Source organism: Streptomyces sp. GbtcB6 (assembly GCF_019091475.1).
In the GTDB taxonomy this organism is placed as follows: domain Bacteria; phylum Actinomycetota; class Actinomycetes; order Streptomycetales; family Streptomycetaceae; genus Streptomyces; species Streptomyces hyaluromycini.
Map to the genome: position 1 here is coordinate 129,593 of NZ_JAGXJL010000001.1, position 20,121 is coordinate 149,713.

Consider the following 20,121-nt stretch of genomic DNA (forward strand, 5'->3'; position numbering starts at 1 on the left):
GTCAGGCCGCCGTCTCCCACGGCCAGTCGGCGTCCTGGGCCGCCTCCAGCAGCGGGACCATCCGGAAGGCCACGTCCGTGAGGCCGCCGAAGGTGTGCCGGTTGCCCTTGCCGGACGGGCCGTGGCCCACCCGGTAGCCGGCCAGGTTCCAGGTGTAGACCGGGATGTGCGCCGGGACCTGCTGGGTCGGGTCGCCGTGCCGGTGGTACGCGTACTGCTCGTCGGTGACGATCAGCACCCGGTCCTGTCCCCGGTAGTGGGAGCGGATCGCCGAGGTGGTGTCGGTGCCGCCCAGGTCGCCGAAGCGGTCCAGGACCTTCAGCACCGACTCGCCCCGCTCGAAGCCCAGCCGCCTGCTCGTCGTACCGAACTCGACGAGGTCCGCGTCCGCCGCCCGCAGCGCGAGCGCCGTGCCGAAGATCGCCGCCGCGTCGGCCCGGTTGAGCTCCGAGCGCTCGGACAGCCGCGAGTAGAACATCGATCCCGAACGGTCGACGAGCACCAGCGTCCGCCCGGGCAGCGCGGGCACGTTGGCCAGCGAGTGGCCGAGTGCCTGCTCCAGCGGGTACGACCAGCGCAGCGACGGCGCGTGCTGGTACGCGGCGAGGTACCGGAACGGGAACTGCCGCGACCGCGCCACCTCCGCCGGATCGGCGATCCGCGCCGCGACCGTGGCCGCGACCTCGTCGCAGACGCCGGCCTCGTCGAAGTTCCGCAGGTTTCGGACGAGCGCCATGGTCCCCATGGACGGGATGACCGCCTCCCAGGCGGCCCTGTCCATCGGGCCCTGGAGCCAGCCGGCCAGCGCCTCCCAGGTGAGACCGGCCGCCGCGAGCCGCTCGGCGCCACCGGGCTCGGTGACCACCGACCGCCGCCGCGCGACGGGCAGCGCCATCAGCTCCCGGTGCGCGCCGAGCACCGGGCTCGACACGGGCGCCACGGCGGTGTCGGGGTTGTGCCGCCGGTCCAGCGCGTACCGGAACAGCTCGCCCTGCCACGGCTTGTCCGGGTCCGGCGCCGCGTGCACCAGGTTGAGGATGTCGCCGAAGCGGTACCCCCTGGCCGCGGTGTCGTACTTGAGCAGGGACTTGCCGTGGTACAGCCGTCGTACGGCGTCGGCGATCCCCCGCTTGACGGGCTTGGGAATGGCACGGCCGTACGTCGCCGTCCAGTAGGCGAGCAGTTCGCCGGGCTCGTCGGGCCGCTGGAGCACGGAGGCGACGACCTGACGGTTCGAGGGACCGTCTGTCGCGCCTGCCGCCAGCCGGGCGTGCACGTACTCCGCGGCGCCCACGATCGAGGCGGTGCGCATGTTGCCCTCGCCGCGCAGCCAGCCGAGCAGACCGGCCGTCCACGCCGGGTCGGCGACGGCGCGCTCGCGCACGAGCTCGGCGAACCGGTCGTCACGGTCCGCGCCGGACTCGTAGAAGGTCCGCTGCGAGACGAAGTTGGCGACGGCGAGCAGGAAGAGCTCGGACCGCGCGTCCCGCTCCCGGCCGCGGCCGCCCTCGTAGGTACGGAGCACGCGTCCGGTGGAGGTGACCCGCGAAACGGGCTGCGCCCGGGCCGCCCTGGTGTTGAATCGCGCCATGGTGAATTCCCCCCGAATTCATTGGAGTTTCGGAGGAGGCGCGGCAGAAGGAGGGCGTCCGAGGTCGAAGTCGACTGCGGTTGCTTATAAACTGGCGCGTCTTCCGTTCCGCCACATCGACCCAGAGTCGATGACGGGATTCGAACCCGCATGAGGGATTTCCCCCCACCAGTCCCCGAAGTATCCGCTGCCTGCGCACCGGACACCCACCATGAGCTGCGCCTCCCGAGTTCAAGAACACACGCACCGGGAAGTGCATGAAGTTTTCGGTGTCCAGAGATCGAAGCCGGCGGAACCGACGTGGTGCTCTAGCCCCTGAGCTACACCGGCGCGTTGTACCGGTGGCGGGACTCGAACCCGCGGCCGCCCCATTAGAAGTGGAAGTAGGTCCTGCCTTCGCACCTGGACATGCATAACCTTAGGAGGCGGGCCGCGGGCCGAGCGAGTGAATTAACTATCCGCGCTGCTGACGCTTCCAGGGCCCCGTGATCGCGAGCATGATGCCCGGGGTCTGGATGTTGGCGTACAGGGTCCGGCCGTCGGGCGAGAAGGTGACGCCGGTGAACTCGCTGTACTCGGGCGCCTCTTCGGTGCCGGTGTTCAGCTCGTTGCGGGCGATGGGGTAGGTACGGCCGCTGTCGGTGGCACCGAACAGGTGCTGGAGGCCCTCGCCGTCCTCGGCGATGACGAGACCGCCGTACGGGGAGACGGTGATGTTGTCCGGGCCGTCGAAGTTGCCTTCCTGGGACGGGTCCGGGTTGACGCCGATGCGGACCTTGAGCGTGAGCGTGCGGCGCTTGGGGTCGTAGAACCACACCGAGCCGTCGTGCTGGACGGGGCTCTCCGCGCGGGCGTACGAGGAGACGATGTACACGCCGCCGTCGCCCCACCACATGCCCTCCAGCTTGCGGGCGCGGGTGACCTGGCCGGTGCCGAACTGCTTGCGGACGGACGTCGTCTTCGCGTCGCGGTCCGGGACGTCCACCCAGTCGACGCCGTAGACCGTGCCGATCTTCGTGGCGCGGGAGAGGTCGTCGACGAACTGGCCGCCGGAGTCGAAGCACTTGAACGCCTGGAGCGTGCCGGCGTCGTCGGCGAGGGTGCGCAGCCTGCCGCGGCCGTGGTGGAAGTGCTCGGGCGGGGTCCAGCGGTAGAGCAGGCCGTTGGGGTTGGACGCGTCCTCGGTCAGGTAGAGGTGGCCGCGCTTGGGGTCGACGACGACGGCCTCGTGGGCGTAACGGCCGAGCGCCTTGACGGGCTTGGGGTCCCGGTTGGCCCGGCGGTCCTCGGGGTCGACCTCGAAGACGTAGCCGTGGTCCTTGGTGAAGCCGTTGGTGCCGGTCTTGTCCTCGGTCTCCTCGCAGGTCAGCCAGGTGCCCCACGGGGTGTTGCCGCCCGCGCAGTTGGTGGCGGTGCCGGCGATGCCGACCCACTCGGCGACGTGCCCGCCGGGGCGGACCTCGACGACGGTGCAGCCACCGGCGGCGGCCGGGTCGTAGACGAGGCCCTCGGTGAGCGGAACCGGGTACTTCCAGTTGGCGCGGGGGCCGGCCAGCTCGTGGTTGTTGACGAGGAGGGTGGCGCCGCGCGGGCCGTCGAAGGTGGAGGTGCCGTCGTGGTTGGAGGGGGTGAACTCGCCCGACTCCAGCTTGGTCCGGCCGCTGTACGTGATGACGCGGTACTTGAAGCCGGCGGGGAGCGCGAGGATGCCGTCCGGGTCGGGCAGCAGCGGTCCGTAGCCGACGCCGCCGTGCCCGTGCGCCGCGTCGGCCGCGTCGGCCTCGGTCTCGGTGGCGGCGAGGGCGTTCGGGGCAGTGGCGAGGGCGCCGACGCTGCCCGCCAGCGCGACACCGGCACCGGTGAGCGCGGATGTCCTGGCAAAGTCCCTGCGGGTGAGCGACATGGTGTCTCCTGTGACGGTCGGAGTGCCGTGGAGGGTGGCAGACCTCAACTCGGCGCACACGCTCCCGCCCGTCCCTGAACACCGGTTGAACGCGGGGCGACTTCGCGGTCCTCTGTTCCATGAATCCGTATGTGCCGCCCCATGCCCTCCAAAAGCCCCGCCCAAGAACACACCACAGAGGGCTACGACTTCCCCTCCCGGAACCCCCGGCTCTTTCCCGCCGCAACGGCGCCCAGCCCGAACGGCGTCACCCGGCAGTGCCACACCACCCGCACACCCCACCGCACCGGCATGCACTTACGACAACCCGCCGGTCAATCCCTTTCCCGCCGCAACGGCGCTCAGCCCAGACGGCGGTGCCCGGCGGTGCCCGCCCGCACCCCCACCCCGTCGGCCCCTACCCCCCGTGCTGCGAGCGTGCCTTGAACGCCGCCTTGCGGGCCTCCTTGGCCACCTTCTTGTCCGGGTGGAGGCGGCCCATCGCCTCGAGCACGTCGGCCGTGTCCGGGTGTCCGACCCGCCACGCCTCGGCGAAGAACCCGCCGTGCTGCTGGGCCAGGGCCTCCACCAGCGCCTGCAGTTCCTCGGAGTTCCCCTCGGCGGCCAGCTGCGCGGCCACCGTGTCGATGGTCAGCCAGAAGATCATGTCCTGGGAGGGCGCCGGCACGTCGGCGGCGCCGCGTTCGACCAGCCAGACCCTTGCCAGGCCGCCCAGCTCGGGGTCGTCGAGGACCTCGCGGAGGGCGGGCTCGGCCTCGGGGCCGAGCAGCGACAGCGCCTGCTGGCAGCGCAGCCGCCGCAGCGGGGCGCCCGCGTCCGCACCGCGCGCGGCGGCCAGCAGCTCCCGGGCCGCGGCGAGGGATTCCCGGCGGGCCAGCCACTGCTCGGTCTCGGCCTGCGCAGCCCTCTGCGGAAACGCGGCCGTACCGTCGAGCAGCGCGTCCGCGCCCTTGTCGGCGAGCTCCCCGACCGCCGGCGCCTCGAAGCCGGCCTCCAGCAGCCGCGCCCGCAGCCCGTACGCGCCGAGCGGGGTGAGCCGCACCATGCCGTAGCGGGAGACGTCGGCCTCGTCGACCGGCCCCGCGGCCGGCTCCTCCTCCGTGTCGGCCATCAGCGCCTCGTCGACCGGCTGGTACTCGACGAGCCCGACCGGCTCAAGGAGCCGGAACTGGTCGTCGAGCCGCATCATCGCGTCGGAGACCTGTTCGAGGACGTCGTTGGTCGGCTCTCCCATGTCGCTGGGCACGATCATCGACGCGGCGAGCGCGGGCAGCGGCACCGGCGCCTCGCCGGGACCGCCCTCGCTCACGGTCAGCAGGTACAGGTTGCCGAGGACGCCGTCGAGGAAGTCCGCCTCCCCCTCGGGGTCCCAGCCGAGTGACGAGAAATCGACCTCGCCGCCCTCGTCGAGCGCATCGACAATTCCGTCCAGGTCGGGCACGCTCGCGTCGGCGATCACGGTCTCCAGCGCGGCCTGCCACACCGCGAGGACGTCGTGCGGCGAGCCCCCGGTGAGCAGCGCCAGCCCCTCCCCCGCCGCCACCGTGCCGGCCTCCTCGTCGGCGATCTCGACGAGTCCGGCGTCCAGGGCGACCCGCCAGGCCTCAGCGGCGTAGGCGGCCGCGTCGTCCCCGGCGAGTCCGAGCGCCTCGGCCGCGGCCGGCAGCTGCTCCTCGACCAGTTCACCGCCTGCGTCCACGCGGGTGTCGGGGCCGGCCCAGCGGGCGAGCCGGGCGGCCCGGGCGAGCAACGGCGTGGACAACGCGGCATGCGCCAGCTCCGCTTCGGAACGCAACCGCACCGGGGGCAGGGGGGCGCTGTCAGACATCGGCTGGTTCTCCTCGGACGCCTCAACGGTCGTACGTCGACATGGACACCGTATCGACGGCCGTACGACCACCTGAACGCCGTACGGCTCAGCCGCTCAGCCTAGACGGATTTCCACCCATGCCGCCCGGTTCATCTACCCGCCCGGCCCCGTACATGGCTGAAACCTTGACAACTGCCTTGATCAGGCAGGAGATTGACGCGCGTAGAAAACGGGGGGACAACTGTTCACTCGGCATCTACGCGTGTCACATCCGCGCAACATGGCATACATGAACGTGTCATGAACGCTCCATAAACCGCCCTTGTCCCGGCGCTTCCGTATGTCCCCGGAGGGATTCCCTTGCCGAGCAGGTCTTCCGCGCGTCTCGCCGCGCTCACCGTCGCCGCCGTCTGCAGCGCGGCGTCCACCGTCGCCCTCACCTCGCCTGCCCAGGCCGACGGGCTGCGTATCCACGACATCCAGGGCACCACCCGTACATCGCCGTACGCCGGCCAGAAGGTGACGGACGTCCCCGGCATCGTCACGGCCACGCGCACCTACGGCTCCTCCAGAGGTTTCTGGCTCCAGGATCCGACGCCGGACGACAACCCGGCCACCAGCGAGGGCGTCTTCGTCTTCACCAGCTCCACCCCGAAGGTCGCGGTCGGCGACTCCGTCACGGTCACCGGCACGGTCTCGGAGTACGTCCCGGGCGGTGCCTCGACCGGCAACCAGTCGCTGACCGAGATCACCAAGCCGACGGTCACCACCGTCTCCACCGGCAACGCGGTCCCGGCGCCGGTCGTGATCGACAAGAAGTCGGTGCCGAGCGCGTACACCCCGGCGGGTGACACGGCCGCGAGCGGTTCGGTCAACGGCCTGACCCTGCAGCCGAAGAAGTACGCCCTGGACTACTACGAGTCCCTGGAGGGCATGAACGTCCAGGTCAAGGACGCCCGCGTGGTCACCGGCACCGACCCGTACGCGGAGCTGTGGGTCACGGTGAAGCCGCACGAGAACCGCACCAACCGCGGCGGCTCGCTGTACCGCTCCTACCGCGACCAGAACACCGGCCGCCTCCAGGTCCAGTCCCTCGGCTCGACCGCCGACTTCCCGGCGGCGAACGTCGGCGACACCCTGGCCGGCGCCACGTCCGGCCCGCTGGACTACAACCAGTTCGGCGGCTACACCCTCGTGGCCGGCAAGCTGGGCACCCTGAAGAGCGGTGGTCTCCAGCGCGAGACGACGAAGAAGCAGTCGCACGGCGAGCTGGCGGTGGCGACCTACAACGTCGAGAACCTCGACCCCTCCGACGGCACCTTCGCCGCGCACGCCGCCGCGATCGTGAACAACCTCCAGTCGCCCGACATCGTGTCCCTGGAGGAGATCCAGGACAACAACGGCGCGACGGACGACGGCACGGTCGCCGCCGACGTGACGGTGAACAAGCTGATCGACGCGATCGTCGCGGCGGGCGGCCCGAAGTACCAGTGGCGTTCCATCAACCCGGTCAACGACCAGGACGGCGGCGAGCCCGGCGGCAACATCCGCCAGGTCTTCCTGTTCAACCCCGAGCGGGTGTCCTTCGTCGACCGCGCGGGCGGCGACTCCACCACCGCGGTGGCCGTCACCAAGGTGAACGGCAAGGCCCAGCTGACGGCCTCCCCCGGCCGCGTCGACCCGGCGAACTCCGCCTGGACGACCAGCCGCAAGCCGCTCGCCGGTGAGTTCGTCTTCCACGGCAAGACCGTCTTCGTGATCGCCAACCACCTCAACTCCAAGGGCGGCGACCAGGGGCTGACCTCGCAGTACCAGCCGGTGGTGCGCAGCTCGGAGACCCAGCGCCACGCGCAGGCGACGCTGGTCAACGCGTTCGTCAAGAACATCCTCGCCGTCCAGAAGGACGCCGAGGTCATCGCGCTCGGCGACATGAACGACTTCGACTTCTCCGGCACCACCAAGATCCTGGAGAACGGCGGCGCGCTCTGGTCGGCGATCCAGTCGCTGCCGACGAAGGAGCGCTACACCTACGACTACCAGGGCAACGAGCAGGTCCTGGACCAGATCCTGATCAGCAAGCAGATCCGCGGCAAGGGCGACTTCGAGTACGACAGCGTGCACATCAACTCGGAGTTCCACGACCAGATCAGCGACCACGACCCGCAGGTGCTGCGCTTCCGCCCCTGACGGCTCGACGGCCTGAGGGCCTGACGGCCGGCCCGGTTCAGGACTGGCTGAACACCCCGTCCAGCCAGTCCTGCCAGGCGGTCTCGTTCGCCTCGGCGTCGGCGTCCGGCGCGAAGTCGTGGATGCTGATGCCGACCGGGGCGCCCCAGTGGTTGCGCCCGAAGAACCGGACGAGGGCGTCGTCGGTGCGCAGTCCGATGAAGTACGGGTCGCGGTAGTCGACCACCGCGTCCAGGGCCCGCCCGCCGGGTCCCCGGACGCTCGCCTTCGCGCCCTCGGCCAGGTCGTCCGGCAGGCCGAGGGCACGGCCCACGGCGGTGAAGGCGTCCGGCGCCTGGGACGCCTCCGGCCCGTTCAGCTGGGCGAAGCTCACCGGGCGGGGCGCGAAGTGGGTGAGGTACTCGCGCAGGGTGTGCAGGTAGAAGTCGGTGTGCCTGCTCGCGCCGTCGTACTGGTTGTCCCAGTCGTCGGTGAAGATCCCGCTGTGCACATAGCGCACCCAGGCGCGGCGGCCGCCGTCGCGCTCCTCGATGACGTGTTCCAGCTGGTTGGCGCTCTGGGTGGGGAAGCCGACGTCCTCGCTGCGGGTGACCAGGTGGTGCGGCGGGTCGTAGGCGGTGACGGTGGAGCCGAAGGCCGCCGTGCCGCCCACCCGGGGCTCGGGCGGCTGCATCGGCCACAGGTATCCGCCGGTGCCGTGGGTGATCGCCTCCCACACCTCTCCGGGCGTGGCGTCGACCTCGAACTCACGGACGATCTCGAATTCCTTGGACATGGGGACTCCTGCTCAGCTTCCGAGTGCGGACTGGTCCTCGACCGCGGACCGGGGCCCGTCCTTGTCTGCCGGACGGCTCTCCCCCGCTGCCGCGGGGCGGGTTTCGTCTTCGGCGGCATGCCGAGTCTCACCCGCGACCGCCGAGCGAGTCTCGCCGTCGGCCGCCGAACGGGTCCCGCCGTCGGCCGCGGGCCGGGTCCCGTCCCCGACTGCGGGCCGAGGCTGGTCCTTGACCGTCGGATGGACGGCGACCACGATCCGGTGGTCCCGGCCGGCCTCCGCGTCGGGTGCGTCGTACTTGCGGATGAGCGCGCTCACGCCCGCCGTCAGTTCCTGTACGAAGGCCGCGCGGTCGGCGGCGGAGGCGAAGCGGACCTCGCCGTCCAGCGCGTAGGTCGCCAGCCGCTTGCGGGCCTTGGCCGCCCCGCTGATCAGCATGCCGACATCGCGCACCAGGCGCGCGCCGAGCGCGAGCAGCCAGCGCGCGGAGAGCTGGTCGCGGAAGCGGTCCGGGTCCGGCTGCACGGCGGGCAGGGCGGCCGGCGAGATGACGTACGACGCGGCGGTCGCGCGCATCAGCCGCTCGGTGACATTGCCCTTGCGCCGCTCGCCGGCCAGCTCGACCAGGCCGTGCCGCTCCAGCGCCTTCAGGTGGTAGTTCACCTTCTGCCGGGGCAGCCCGACCCTGCCGGCCAGCATCGCGGCCGACGCGGGCGCGCCGGCCAGTTCGGCGAGCAGCCTGGCCCGTATGGGGTCCAGCGACACGGCCGCTGCCTCGGGGTCCTCGATCACGGTGACGTCCAGCATGACTCCACCGTCCCACCGAAAACTTTTTTTGTCCATGCAGGCGGAGTTTTCGGCCGGACGTCGTCGGCGTCCCGCCCTCAGCCCTGTTCCCCCCGTTCACCGAGCCGGGCCAGTTGGCTCTGGAACCAGTCGAGGCGGGCCTGCAACAGGGCCGCCTCCGCGACCAGTTCGGGCACCCCGAAGCCCTCGCCCGCCACCGGCGGCCCGTCGCCGGCCCCCGTACCCCCGGCGATCACCCGCAGCCCCTGCCCCGCCAGCCGGGCGAACCCGGCGAGCGAGACGGACGCACGCGCGCGTACACAGCCCGCGCAGGCGGCCGCGAGGGCGCGCCAACCGGGCCTGCCCCAGCCCGCGTCGGCGAGCGCGACGGCCGCCGCACCGCAGGCGCACGGCCCGACGGTGGCGGTCCGCACCCGCTGTCTGGCGTAGCGGAAACCGCGCTCGAAACGGATGTAGGCGCCGAGGACGGAGACTTCGAGCAGCACGGCCGCCCGGTGCTCGGCGGTGCACAACAGGGCCTCGGCGACCTCCCGTTCGTGCACACAGTGGAAGCCGCAGTCGCACAGCCGCGCGGGCGGGCGGTGCCGTCGGCCGTAGACGCAGGACGCGTCGTCCAGCACTCCGTACGGCAGCGCGCCGCCCAGCGACACACCGGTGAACCCGGCCCGTGCGCCGTCCTGGGACAGCATCGGGTGGGCGATCTTGTGGCCGGTCGGCGGCTCCGTCGGGCGTTCCGCCGGGAGCCGCAGCCTCATCGGGCGGCCGGGGCCTCTTCGGACGCGGACGCGGCCCGGGGTTCGTGGATCTCGTGGATCTCTTCGGAGAGTCCGGGGAGTCCGGGTACTTCGTCGTGGGCGAGCAGCCGCTCCTCAGCGACCCCGGTGGCCAGTGCCTTGCCCAGCTTCATGGCGCCTCCCATGATCCATGACCTGCCGTCGGTGACCGTCCGGCCCATAGTGACCCATGAGGGGCCGAGTTGGACACAGGGCCTCGGGACACCGAGAGGTTGACATCTTAGCAATGCTAAGGCGTACCACGTAGAAGAATTAAGTAGAGCTAAGCTGTTGTGCCGCCGAGACTACCCCCATGACGAACCGACGCGACACCGCCCGCCCGCCCCGCCCCTTCGGGCGCACCCTCTGTGCGATGGTCACCCCCTTCACCGACACGGGGGCGCTCGACCTCGACGGCGCCCGGCGGCTGGCCGCGCATCTGGTGGCGGAGGGCTGTGACGGTCTGGTGCTGAACGGCACCACCGGCGAGTCGCCGACCACGACGGACACGGAGAAGGCGGAGCTGATCGCGGCCGTCCGGGAGGCGGTGGGCGAGCGGGTGCCGCTGGTGGCGGGCGTGGGCACGGCGGACACCCGGCACACCGTCGAGCTGGCGCTCGCGGCGGAGAAGGCGGGCGCGGACGGCGTCCTGGTGGTGTCGCCGTACTACAGCAGGCCGCCGCAGGACGCGCTGGAGGCGCACTTCCTGGAGGTGGCCGAGGCGAGCGGGCTGCCGGTGATGCTGTACGACATCCCGGGCCGCACCGGCACCCGGATCGAGCCGGAGACGCTGGTCCGGCTCGCCGCCCACCCCCGGATCGTGGCCGTGAAGGACTGCTCGTACGACTTCCTCGGCACCCAGAAGGTGCTGGCGCACTCGGACCTGGCCTACTACGCGGGCTGCGACGAGCACATCCTCGCCCTGTACGCGGTGGGCGCGGCCGGCTGTGTGAGCACGGTGGCCAATGTCGTCCCCGCCCGGATCGCGGCGATCCTGGACGCGTTCGACGCGGGCGACACCGCCCGCGCCACCGGACTCCAGCTGCGGGCCACTCCGTTGATCGAGGCGATGATGGCCGCGGGGCTGCCGGGCACGGTCACGGCGAAGGCGCTGCTCGCCGGGATCGGCCTGCCCGCGGGCCCGGTGCGGGCACCGCTGCGGCCCGCCGGCCGGAAGGCGACCGACGGACTGCGGGCGGTGTACGAGGAGCTCGGGGCGGCCTGATCAGCGCCGCTCGGCGAAGACCGGTGTCCAGCGGCCGGCGGCGCCGTCGTTGCCCTTGCGGAAGCCACTGAGCGGAACGACCTTGTCACTGCCGATGGTGACCAGGACCAGACGGTTGTGGAACTCGTTGCCGCCGTCCTTGTCGATGTCCCAGGCGATGAGGGACCCGTCGTCGGCCCAGGCGAGAAGCTGCTGCCCGTGCACCTCGGTCTTCTTGCCGGTGGCGAGGTCGGTGATCCAGGAGGACGTCTTCATCGTCTTGCCCGCGAACTCACCGGCGGCCCGCTTGCCGTCGGGCGACAGCCCCGCTCGGACGAACCAGTCCAGGTACCGCTCGCCGGTCGGCACCGGGACCTTTTGGCCGTGGAGGTCGTAGTACTGGATCCCGGGTTCGCTGGTCAGGCCGGACAAGACCAACTGACCGGAACGGCTGAGGCCGAAGTCCTGGCGGACGTTGATGTCGGCCATCTCCATGCTGTCGTTCGGGTCGCCGATCTCGCGCCAGGGACCTTTCCCGGAGGCCACGTCGAGGACGTAGAAGCCGGTGCGCGGCATGGTGGCGGGCATGGAGAAGGAGGTGCCGGTCGTGTCGCCCGGCGCCCTGATCACCACGTCGGGGTCGGCGGAGTAGGTCGTCGCGACCAGTTTGCGGCCGTCATGGGAGAACTCGACCCCGCCGACGCCATGCTCGACCTGGATCCAGCGGGCCACCTTGCCGGTGGTGAGGTCGAGCAGGCCGATCCGCCGGGCGGGGATGGTCCGCTCCAGTACGGCGGCCGTCTTCAGACCGGGGGCGACGGCCACGTACGACCAGCGGGTGTCCTTCTCGTAGCGGCCGGTGCGCTGGTTCAGCAGCCAGTAGGTGCGAGTGGTGTGGTACCGGCGGGCCGTCTGCTTGACGCTGTCGGTGGTGTAGTAGGCGGCCATGGTGGCGTCGCCCGCCCCGATCAGCTCGCGGGGCGGCGACTGGTCGGGGTGGGCGCGGGTCTCACCGGGGTCGAGGACTCCGGCGGGACGTACGTCCTGCTTGCCACCGTCGAGCAACGGCACGCCCACCGCGACGGCGACCACGGCCGCGGTGGCCACGGCGGCGGAGGCGAGCCGGCGGGCCCGGCGGCGCCGGCGGACCGCCAGCACCTGGTCGGCGAACCCGGCCCGCAGCGGCGGCTGTTCGGCGGCCTGCTCGCGCAGGGCGTCTCGCATGAGTTCCTCGACGTTCACGGCCGCACCTCCACGGGCGAGTAGTCACGGGACGGCGGCTGGTCGCGGCCGCTGTCCGGGGCGAGGGCGGCCAGTTCGGGCGCGAGAGTGCGCAGCCGGGCCAGGGAGCGGTGGGTGGTGGACCGTACGGTGCCGACGGAGCAGCCGAGCAGCCGGGCCACGTCGGCCTCCGGCAGGTCCTCGAAGTAGCGCAGGACCAGGACGGTGCGCTGGCGGGCGGTGAGCCGGGACAGGGCGGCGCGCAGGACGAGGCGCAGCTCGGCGGCGGAGGTCGTGTCGGGAGCCGCGCGGGCCTCCGGTGGTTCGGGAACGCTGAGTTCGCGCCGGCGCCACTTCAGCCGCCAGCGGCTGATCTGCTGCCGGTAGAGGACCTGCCGTACATAGGCCTCGGGTTCGTCGATGCGCTGCCAGCGGCCGGCCGCCTTGATCAGGGCGTTCTGCAGCAGGTCCTCGGCCGTGTGCCGGTCGCCGCCGGTCAGCAGCACGGCGGTCCTCAGCAGCGCCGAGGACCGGCTCTCCACGAACTCATGGAAGCTCTCCTGCAGTTCCGCATCCATCGTCACCTTCTCTTCCCCCGGGCCCGCCTGGTGTCCGGGCCCTGTACCCGTGGTGACGCGTGCGGAGCGGCGCCACTATGCCTGTCCGGCGCGAGAATATTCACCGGTGCTCCGCGCGCCCGCTGCCGTACGTTGTCCCCGTGAGCCGCCCCCTGCTGTTCCTGGACGTCGACGGCCCCCTCAACCCGTACGCGGCGAAGCCCGAGCGACGCCCCGCGGGATACACGACGATCCGGGCGACCGTCCGCCCGGGGCGCCCGCTGCGGGTGTGGCTGAACCCGTCCCACGGCCCCGCGCTGCTCGCCCTCGGCTACGAACTGTGCTGGGCGACCACCTGGATGGCCGAGGCCAACCGCTGGATCGCCCCGGTCGTCGGCCTGCCCGAGCTGCCGTACGTCGACTTCGGCCGGGGCCTGCTGGCGGAGCGGCCGGACGGGGTCCACTGGAAGACGGAGGCGATCGTGGCGTACGCCGAGGGGCGCCCGTTCGCCTGGGTGGACGACGAACAGAGCCCGGCGGACACGCGGTACGTCCGCGCCCACCATCCCGGCCCGGCCCTGCTGCAGCACGTCGACCCCCGGATCGGGCTGCGGGAGGCCGACTTCACCGCGCTGGCGGAGTTCAGGGCGGCCGTGCCACAGGACGGCTGAGCGCCCTCCCACCGACGGGGCGGAAGCGCGCTCGGCACGCAGGAGACCGCGGGCGTCATTTGTGCCCGACCAGCATCATCACTTTCTGCATTCGTAAATTACTCTGTGTATTGTCTTCTCATGGCCGCTCCCAGTGCCGTCCGCCGCCTCCTGCTGATCACCGGATTCCTGGTGCTTGTGCAGGCGGGGGTCGGCTTGGTCATCAATCTCTACGGCCTCTTTCCTTTTCACCGTCAGAGCTCTCAGGCGGGGGCCCCTCGCATCAGGGCCTACGAGAGCTTCGCCTGGGCGGTCGGGCACGGCACCCCCGCCCTCGCCCTGCACACCGCGCTCGGCCTCACGCTCGTCCTGCTGTCGATCGTCGCGGCAACGCGCGCCGTGCTGCTCCGTCAGCGCGCGGTCGCGTTCTGGACCGTGCTCGGGGCGCTCCTGGTCATCGGCGCCGCCGCATTCGGTGGGAGCTTTCTCGCCAACGGCAAGACCCTCCACTCACTGCTGATGGCCCTGTTCGCGCTGAGCTCCGAGGTGTGCTTCCACCTCGCCGTCGACCTTCTGCCTTCTGGGCGGCACGGAGCTGTGGCCGCACTCCGCTGAGCTGCCCCGCGGCGCCGGGTGCCGAGGCCCGCCCAGGCACCCAGGCTGTCCGGCGGCCGGACGGACGATGGCCGGCGGGCGTGCCGGACGTCGTGGAGGTGTGCCGGTCGGCATGGGCCCGGCACCGGAGCGACCCGATCCCCCCGGCAGGCGACCGCCGAGGAAGCCTCCCTCCTCGGCGGAGAAGCCCGTGAGCGCCCTCCCCCGGGCCTTCTCGGGCCGTGGAAGGGCGCTCGGCGATGACCGACGTCGACAACTGCCGACGGGTCAGCAGCCGGTCAGAGCGGTGATCGATGAGGCGGCCGCAGGTCACGGCCGCCGTACGTCAGTTGTGGCTGTGCAGGATCTCGTTCAGGCCGCCCCAGACCGCGTTGTTCGGGCGGGCCTCGACGGCGCCGGTGACCGAGTTGCGGCGGAAGAGGATGTTGGAGGCGCCGTTGAGTTCGCGGGCCTTGACGATCTGGCCGTCGGGCATGGTGACGCGGGTGCCCGCGGTGACGTACAGGCCGGCCTCGACCACGCACTCGTCGCCGAGGGCGATGCCGACGCCCGCCTCGGCGCCGATCAGGCAGCGCTCGCCGATGGAGATGATGACGTTGCCGCCGCCGGACAGCGTGCCCATGGTGGAGGCGCCGCCGCCGATGTCCGAGCCGTCGCCGACGACGACACCGGCCGAGATCCGGCCCTCGACCATCGAGGTGCCGAGCGTGCCGGCGTTGAAGTTGACGAAGCCCTCGTGCATGACGGTGGTGCCCTCGGAGAGGTGCGCGCCGAGGCGGACCCGGTCGGCGTCGGCGATGCGCACGCCCTTCGGGACGACGTAGTCCGTCATCCGCGGGAACTTGTCGATCGAGGTGACCTGGAGGTGCAGGCCTTCGGCGCGGGCGTTCAGCCGCACCTTCTCGATCTCGTCCACGGCGACCGGGCCGAGGGAGGTCCAGGCGACGTTGGCGAGGAAGCCGAACTGGCCCTCCAGGTTCAGGCCGTGCGGCTTGACCAGGCGGTGCGAGAGCAGGTGCAGGCGCAGGTAGACGTCGTGCGCGTCGACCGGCTTCTCGTCGGTCGAGGCGATGACCGTACGGACCGCGACGACCTCGACGTTGCGGCGGGGGTCCGGGCCGATCGCCTGGGCCGCACCCTCGCCGAGGAGTTCCACGGCCTGCTCGGCGGAGAGCGTCTCGGTGCCGGCCGGGCCGGGCTCGGCGACCAGTTCGGGGGCCGGGAACCAGGTGTCGAGAACGGTGCCGTCGGCGGCGATGGTGGCGAGCCCGGCGGCCACGGCGCCGGTGGTGCGAGGAGCAGTCGTGTCGGTCATGAGGGCAACCTAACCGGCCGGGGCCCGCGCAGGCCAACCAGCGACGGCGGTGTCTCGGGTGGCGGGCGGCCCGCACTCCCCACGTGATGCGGGCCGCCCGGGTCCGGAGGTGTCAGCGCCGGTCGCCGGCCTGGTCCACCACAGCCGTCGTGATGATCGAGTCGCCGCCGACGACCTTGCCGCCCTCGATCATCCGCATGCCGACGAGCCGGTACGTCTGCGGGTCGATCAGCCACTGGTCCCGCATCGTCCGGCCGGTCTTGGGATTGTCCTCCCGGGCGTAGCTGAGCGCGATCACCCGGCGCCCGGAGGCGGTTTCGACCAGGTGGTCGTCGAGTTCTCCGCCCGGCAGGGTCGCGAGGGCGCGGTAGAGCGAGGCCAGTCCCTTGGGCGGCATGACGTCGGCGGTCAGCAGGACGCTGATCTCGCCGTAGTCGTTGCGCGCCTGGGATTCGCCCTCGGTGTCGGCGATGGCGTTCGTCTCCCGCAGGGCCTTCAGCGTCTGCTCGCCGTCGGCCGGCAGGGCGTCCAGCACCCGGTACATCTCGCGCGGCGAGCGGTCGTCGCCCTCCCCGCCGTTCTCCAGGTGCATCTTGGTGACGCTGAGCTTGCGGTGCTTGCCCGTGGTGTCCAGCCCCAGGTCCGCCATCGCGGTGCCGTCGTACCTGATCCAGCCCTCCCGGGGGCCCAGCAGCACCTTCATGGGGCCCGTGGCGTTCTTGGCCTGCTCGTTCAGCGGCTCCTGCATGCTCTTGGTGTAGATCCACTGCTTGGCCGTGGGCACCTCGACGTCCGGCTCCGTGTCGAGCACATCGGCCGCCCGGCGCAGGAAGTCGGCCGCGCTCATCCCCTTGAGCCGCAGGCTCGGTGACGCGGTCGGCGAGGCCGCCGGCCGCACCTTCCGGCCCGTGCCGCCGCCCAGCAGCAGCGAGACGGTGACGGCGACGGCGGTCACCGCGGCCACCACCCCGACGATCACGAACCCCCTGCGCCGCCACAGTGCCCGGCGCCGCTCCCCGGCAAGCGCGGCCTCCACCAGCCGTGCCCGCCCCGGCGCGAGCCGTGCGCGGTCGGGTACGGGCACGTCGGCACGCAGCTCTCGCACCTTTGTCATCTCGTCCATCGCTACGCCACCTCCGTCGCGTCGCTCACGAATGCGGGATCGGCACCCAGCGCCGTACGCACCTTGCGCCGCGCCCGGTTGAGCCGGGAGCGGACCGTGCCGACCGGGATGTCCAGTGCCTCGGCGACCTCCTGGTAGGTGAGTTCGGCCCATGCGACGAGCAGCAGGACGTGCCGGTCGCCCGCGCTCAGCGCCGCGAGGGCGCCGGCGAGCGGCCCCTGGGCGGAGATCCGGCTGTCGGTGTCCTCGACCCAGGACTCGCCCCAGGAGACGGCGACGGGGTCGTGCCCGGTGCGGGCCAGCGCCTTGAGCGCGCGCACCTCGGTGCGGCGCTGCCTGCCGATGAGGTTGCCCGCGATGCCGTACAGCCAGGGGCGGGCGTTGGGGCGCGTCAGGTCGTAGCGGGAGCGGATCCGGAACGCGACCAGGAAGGTGTCCGCCGCTATGTCGTCGGCCGCCGAGTCCCCCAGGCGCCGGGCCGCGTAGCGGTGGATGTCGGGCGCGTACCGGTCGTAGAGCAGGGCGAACAGCTCCGGCTGCTCCAGCGACTGGGCGACGATCTGCGCGTCGTCCCCCGTCCGCGTCATGGACGGCGGTGGTCCGCTCACAAGGCTCCCCCTGGTTCGTCGGTGCGTGTGTGTCACCTCCTGTTCCCCGGTGGGGGCGGGAGAGTTCACGGTTTTCCGCAGCGGAATCCGCGACTTCCGGGAAGGAACCGCACGGACCACCGGGGCGATCAGGGAATCACCCGGGCCAGCACCTCCCGCGCGAACTCCTCGTCGTACGGAACTCCGGTGAGCAGAACCTGCAGGCAGATTCCGTCCACCAGCGCGACCAGCGCCCGCGCCGTGCGGGGGTCGGTACGGCGGGCGAGCCGGGCGGCGAGGTCCTCGGCCCACTCGGCGGCCACCGGGCGCAGGGCGGGGCGGCGCAGGGCGGCGAGGTAGAGCTCGCACTCGAGCTCGACGCCGGTGCGGTCGCCCGCGAGCCATTCGCCCATCAGGCCCGCGAGTTCGGTGGCCAGGTCGGCGCGGGTGTCCGCCAGGCCGCCGTGCGAGGCGACCGCCTTGGCGAAGCCCTCGTTCGCCTGCCGCAGCGCGGCGACCATCAGCTCGTCGAGGGTCTTGAAGTGGTACGTCGTCGAGCCGAGCGGTACGTCCGCCTCGGTGGCGACCGAGCGGTGGCTCAGCCCGGCCAGACCCTTCTCTCCCACCACCCGGATCGCCGCCTCGATGATCCGCTGCCGGCGCTCGGGGTCGTAACGGCGGGGCATCAGTGCGCGCCTCCCAGGTTCAGGACCACCACTCCGCCGACGATCAGCAGGATCCCGGCCACCTTGACCAGGGTCAGCGACTCCCCGAACAGCAGCAGGCCCAGCACGGCGATGGCGGCGGTGCCGGCCCCGGACCAGATCGCGTACGCCGTGCCGATCGACACGGTCTTCAGCGTCTCGGCCAGCAGCAGGAACGAGACGACGTATCCCAGTGCCGTCAGCAGCGACGGCCAGAGTCTGCTGAAGCCGTCCGCGTACTTCATCGCCGTCGTGGCGGCGACCTCGGCGGCTATGGCGCCGGCGAGCGTCAGATATCCCATGTGTACGAGTGTACGCAACGATGTGTACGGCTGTACATAACAGCGGGCGGCGAGCCACCCCCCGGAGGACCCCGAGAGTGGCGTTCGATCCCCCGTGCACCACGGGAAGATGTTTAATTCTCATAGAAACCGCTAGCTGAAACGGCTCCCTGCGGCCCCGTGACTCCACTAGTGTGTGCACCTCTGTGATCCATCATTGCTTCACAGTTCACCCACCCCACCTTCACACCCCCGGCTGCCGCTGCCTTGGCGCCGCTGGAGGAAACGCGCATGCCAGAAATAACCCCCCAACCCCCGCCGCATCCCTCCTGGGAGAACGGCTGGGCCCCCGACACCTCCCGGGCTCCCGGAACCCGAAGACTCTGGCTGGCGGGCACGCTGGCCATCGCCACCGTCGTCGCCTGCGTCACCGCAATCGCCGTCAGCCACAACGCCCCTGACAGGACGTCATCGGCCGGTCCCACGGCGTCCGCCCACACCGACAACGGCCCCGGTCTGCTCTCCTTCGCCTCGCCGTCGGCGTCGGATACGGCCGCCCCGCCCAAGGGCACGTCGGAGATGTCGGCGACCTCGCCGTCCGCGTCCGCGTCCGCCACGGCGACGGCCACCGCACCCGGCGCCGGTCCGAAAAGCTCGCCGTCCAGCACGAAGCCGTCCAAGTCCTCGCCCTCCAAGGGCAGTTCGGGCGGCTCGGCGCAACAGCCCAGCACCACCCAGAAGTCGGTCCGCTCGGTGAACTACCCGGACCGCTACTGGCATGTGAGCGACGGTCTGGTGAAGCTGGACGCGCCGCGCGGCTCGGAGTCCCGCGAGGACTCCACGTTCACCGTGGTCAAGGGCCTGGCGAACAGCTCCTGCTACTCGTTCAGGACGTCCGACGGGAAGTACCTGCGGCACCGCAACTTCCTGCTGCGCGCCGACGGCAACGACGGCTCGTCCCTGTTCAAGCAGGACGCCACCTTCTGCGCCCGGACCTCGTCCTACTCGGGCGCGGTCATGCTGGAGTCGGTGAACTACCCCGGCCGCTACCTGCGCCACCAGAACTTCCAGCTGAAGCTGAACCCGTACCAGAACAGCGACCTGTTCCGCGCGGACTCCGCGTTCCGGCTGGCGGACCCGCTGGCCTGAGCACACGAAAGCGGCGGCACCCGGAAGGTGCCGCCGCTTTCGTCTGCCCGTGCGATGTGCTCAGACGTTGAACCCGAGCGCCCGCAGCTGCTCACGGCCGTCGTCCGTGATCTTGTCGGGGCCCCACGGGGGCATCCAGACCCAGTTGATGCGCAGCTCGTTGACGATGCCGTCCGTGGCGGACTTGGCCTGGTCCTCGATGACGTCGGTCAGCGGGCAGGCCGCCGAGGTCAGGGTCATGTCGATCGTCGCGATGTTCGCGTCGTCGATGTGGATGCCGTAGATCAGACCGAGGTTGACGACGTCGATGCCCAGCTCGGGGTCGACGACGTCGTACAGCGCCTCGCGGAGTTCTTCCTCCGAGGCCGGCTTCATCTCAGCGGTCTCGCTCATGCCGTCTTCCTTTCGGCGTCGGCGCCACCCAGCGCCTGGGCCGTCGCGTCCTTCCACGCCATCCAGCTCAGGAGGGCGCACTTGACCCGGGCCGGGTACTTGGAGACACCGGCGAACGCGACCGCGTCCTCCAGGACGTCCTCCATCGCGTCGTCGGGCTCCAAGCGGCCCTTGGACTGCATCAGCTCCAGGAAGGTCTCCTGGATCTTCTGCGCGTCAGCCAGGTCCTTGCCGACGAGGAGATCGTTCAGCACGGAGGCCGAAGCCTGGCTGATGGAGCAGCCCTGGCCCTCGTACGAGACGTCCTCGATCGTCGTTCCGTCGTACTTGACTCGGAGGGTGATCTCGTCGCCGCACGTCGGGTTCACATGGTGCACCTCGGCATCGCCATCCCTCAGACCACGCCCGTGCGGGTGCTTGTAGTGGTCCAGGATGACTTCCTGGTACATCGAGTCCAGCTTCACGGTTTCAGCTCA

21 protein-coding genes are annotated in these 20,121 nt (G+C 71.3%); 5 read left to right on the plus strand and 16 right to left on the minus strand.

Annotation, left to right across the window (positions count from 1 at the left end; translation table 11 throughout):
• Nucleotide 1: 1 nt before the first annotated feature.
• The 3 genes from KVT45_RS00620 to KVT45_RS00630 all read right to left on the minus strand — a co-directional run bounded on the left by KVT45_RS00620 (nt 2) and on the right by KVT45_RS00630 (nt 5,322).
• Entirely contained in the window at nt 2–1,591 is a 1,590-nt protein-coding gene (locus tag KVT45_RS00620) for a TROVE domain-containing protein (RefSeq protein WP_217544204.1), read from the minus strand.
• Nucleotides 1,592–2,045: 454 nt separating this feature from the next.
• The gene (locus KVT45_RS00625) at nt 2,046–3,494 is read right to left on the minus strand and encodes an alkaline phosphatase PhoX (protein WP_217544206.1); all 1,449 of its coding nucleotides are present in this window, start codon (nt 3,492–3,494) and stop codon (nt 2,046–2,048) included.
• Between the two features lie 397 nt (nt 3,495–3,891).
• On the minus strand, nt 3,892–5,322 hold the full coding sequence (locus tag KVT45_RS00630) for a hypothetical protein (RefSeq protein ID WP_217544208.1): 1,431 nt from the start codon (nt 5,320–5,322) through the stop codon (nt 3,892–3,894).
• Nucleotides 5,323–5,664: 342 nt separating this feature from the next.
• Here KVT45_RS00630 and KVT45_RS00635 point away from each other — a divergent pair, with 342 nt between their 5' ends.
• A complete protein-coding gene (locus KVT45_RS00635) occupies nt 5,665–7,491 on the plus strand; it encodes an endonuclease/exonuclease/phosphatase family protein (protein WP_217544210.1) in 1,827 nt (608 codons plus the stop codon).
• A gap of 37 nt (nt 7,492–7,528) precedes the next feature.
• On the opposite strand, the gene KVT45_RS00640 is transcribed toward KVT45_RS00635, so the two are convergent.
• From KVT45_RS00640 to KVT45_RS00655, 4 genes are all read right to left on the minus strand, one after another.
• Nucleotides 7,529–8,266, minus strand: a complete 738-nt coding sequence (locus KVT45_RS00640) for an SRPBCC domain-containing protein (protein ID WP_217544212.1) — start codon at nt 8,264–8,266, stop codon at nt 7,529–7,531.
• Between the two features lie 12 nt (nt 8,267–8,278).
• Nucleotides 8,279–9,073, minus strand: a complete 795-nt coding sequence (locus KVT45_RS00645; protein WP_308310608.1) for a helix-turn-helix domain-containing protein — start codon at nt 9,071–9,073, stop codon at nt 8,279–8,281.
• Nucleotides 9,074–9,150: 77 nt separating this feature from the next.
• Nucleotides 9,151–9,828: a hypothetical protein gene (locus KVT45_RS00650; protein WP_217544214.1), complete on the minus strand. Its 678-nt coding sequence runs from the start codon at nt 9,826–9,828 to the stop codon at nt 9,151–9,153.
• Nucleotides 9,825–9,980: a hypothetical protein gene (locus KVT45_RS00655; RefSeq protein WP_217544216.1), complete on the minus strand. Its 156-nt coding sequence runs from the start codon at nt 9,978–9,980 to the stop codon at nt 9,825–9,827. The genes KVT45_RS00650 and KVT45_RS00655 overlap by 4 nt, the downstream gene beginning before the upstream one ends.
• A 179-nt stretch (nt 9,981–10,159) precedes the next feature.
• Here KVT45_RS00655 and dapA point away from each other — a divergent pair, with 179 nt between their 5' ends.
• Nucleotides 10,160–11,071, plus strand: a complete 912-nt coding sequence (dapA, locus tag KVT45_RS00660; protein WP_217544218.1) for a 4-hydroxy-tetrahydrodipicolinate synthase — start codon at nt 10,160–10,162, stop codon at nt 11,069–11,071.
• On the opposite strand, the gene KVT45_RS00665 is transcribed toward dapA, so the two are convergent.
• On the minus strand, nt 11,072–12,292 hold the full coding sequence (locus tag KVT45_RS00665; RefSeq protein WP_217544220.1) for a WD40 repeat domain-containing protein: 1,221 nt from the start codon (nt 12,290–12,292) through the stop codon (nt 11,072–11,074).
• On the minus strand, nt 12,289–12,849 hold the full coding sequence (locus KVT45_RS00670) for a SigE family RNA polymerase sigma factor (protein ID WP_217544222.1): 561 nt from the start codon (nt 12,847–12,849) through the stop codon (nt 12,289–12,291). The genes KVT45_RS00665 and KVT45_RS00670 overlap by 4 nt, the downstream gene beginning before the upstream one ends.
• 140 nt (nt 12,850–12,989) lie before the next feature.
• On the opposite strand from KVT45_RS00670, the gene KVT45_RS00675 reads away from it, so the two are divergent.
• Together KVT45_RS00675 and KVT45_RS00680 are read left to right on the plus strand one after the other, a co-directional pair.
• Entirely contained in the window at nt 12,990–13,499 is a 510-nt protein-coding gene (locus KVT45_RS00675; RefSeq protein ID WP_217544224.1) for a hypothetical protein, read from the plus strand.
• Nucleotides 13,500–13,619: 120 nt separating this feature from the next.
• Nucleotides 13,620–14,093, plus strand: coding sequence for a hypothetical protein (locus KVT45_RS00680; protein WP_217544226.1), 474 nt, complete (start codon nt 13,620–13,622; stop codon nt 14,091–14,093).
• 325 nt (nt 14,094–14,418) lie between these two features.
• Here KVT45_RS00680 and dapD read toward each other — a convergent pair whose 3' ends face one another.
• The 5 genes from dapD to KVT45_RS00705 form a co-directional block, all read right to left on the minus strand.
• Nucleotides 14,419–15,408 (minus strand): 2,3,4,5-tetrahydropyridine-2,6-dicarboxylate N-succinyltransferase, encoded by a 990-nt coding sequence (dapD, locus tag KVT45_RS00685; RefSeq protein WP_217544227.1) that lies wholly within the window; start codon nt 15,406–15,408, stop codon nt 14,419–14,421.
• 112 nt (nt 15,409–15,520) lie between these two features.
• On the minus strand, nt 15,521–16,531 hold the full coding sequence (locus KVT45_RS00690; RefSeq protein WP_217544229.1) for a CU044_5270 family protein: 1,011 nt from the start codon (nt 16,529–16,531) through the stop codon (nt 15,521–15,523).
• Nucleotides 16,532–16,533: 2 nt separating this feature from the next.
• Nucleotides 16,534–17,139 (minus strand): RNA polymerase sigma factor, encoded by a 606-nt coding sequence (locus KVT45_RS00695; protein ID WP_217544231.1) that lies wholly within the window; start codon nt 17,137–17,139, stop codon nt 16,534–16,536.
• A 128-nt stretch (nt 17,140–17,267) separates the two neighbouring features.
• Entirely contained in the window at nt 17,268–17,804 is a 537-nt protein-coding gene (locus KVT45_RS00700) for a TetR/AcrR family transcriptional regulator (protein WP_217544233.1), read from the minus strand.
• A complete protein-coding gene (locus KVT45_RS00705; protein WP_217544235.1) occupies nt 17,804–18,124 on the minus strand; it encodes a multidrug efflux SMR transporter in 321 nt (106 codons plus the stop codon). Before KVT45_RS00705 ends, KVT45_RS00700 begins: the two co-directional genes overlap by 1 nt.
• Nucleotides 18,125–18,394: 270 nt before the next feature.
• On the opposite strand from KVT45_RS00705, the gene KVT45_RS00710 reads away from it, so the two are divergent.
• Nucleotides 18,395–19,252: an AbfB domain-containing protein gene (locus KVT45_RS00710; protein ID WP_217544237.1), complete on the plus strand. Its 858-nt coding sequence runs from the start codon at nt 18,395–18,397 to the stop codon at nt 19,250–19,252.
• 60 nt (nt 19,253–19,312) lie between these two features.
• Here KVT45_RS00710 and KVT45_RS00715 read toward each other — a convergent pair whose 3' ends face one another.
• Nucleotides 19,313–19,645 carry a metal-sulfur cluster assembly factor gene (locus KVT45_RS00715; protein ID WP_046733484.1) on the minus strand — a complete coding sequence of 111 codons (333 nt, stop codon included), beginning with the start codon at nt 19,643–19,645 and terminating at the stop codon, nt 19,313–19,315.
• Nucleotides 19,642–20,109: a Fe-S cluster assembly sulfur transfer protein SufU gene (gene sufU / locus KVT45_RS00720; RefSeq protein WP_217544239.1), complete on the minus strand. Its 468-nt coding sequence runs from the start codon at nt 20,107–20,109 to the stop codon at nt 19,642–19,644. The genes KVT45_RS00715 and sufU overlap by 4 nt, the downstream gene beginning before the upstream one ends.
• Nucleotides 20,110–20,121: the final 12 nt, after the last annotated feature.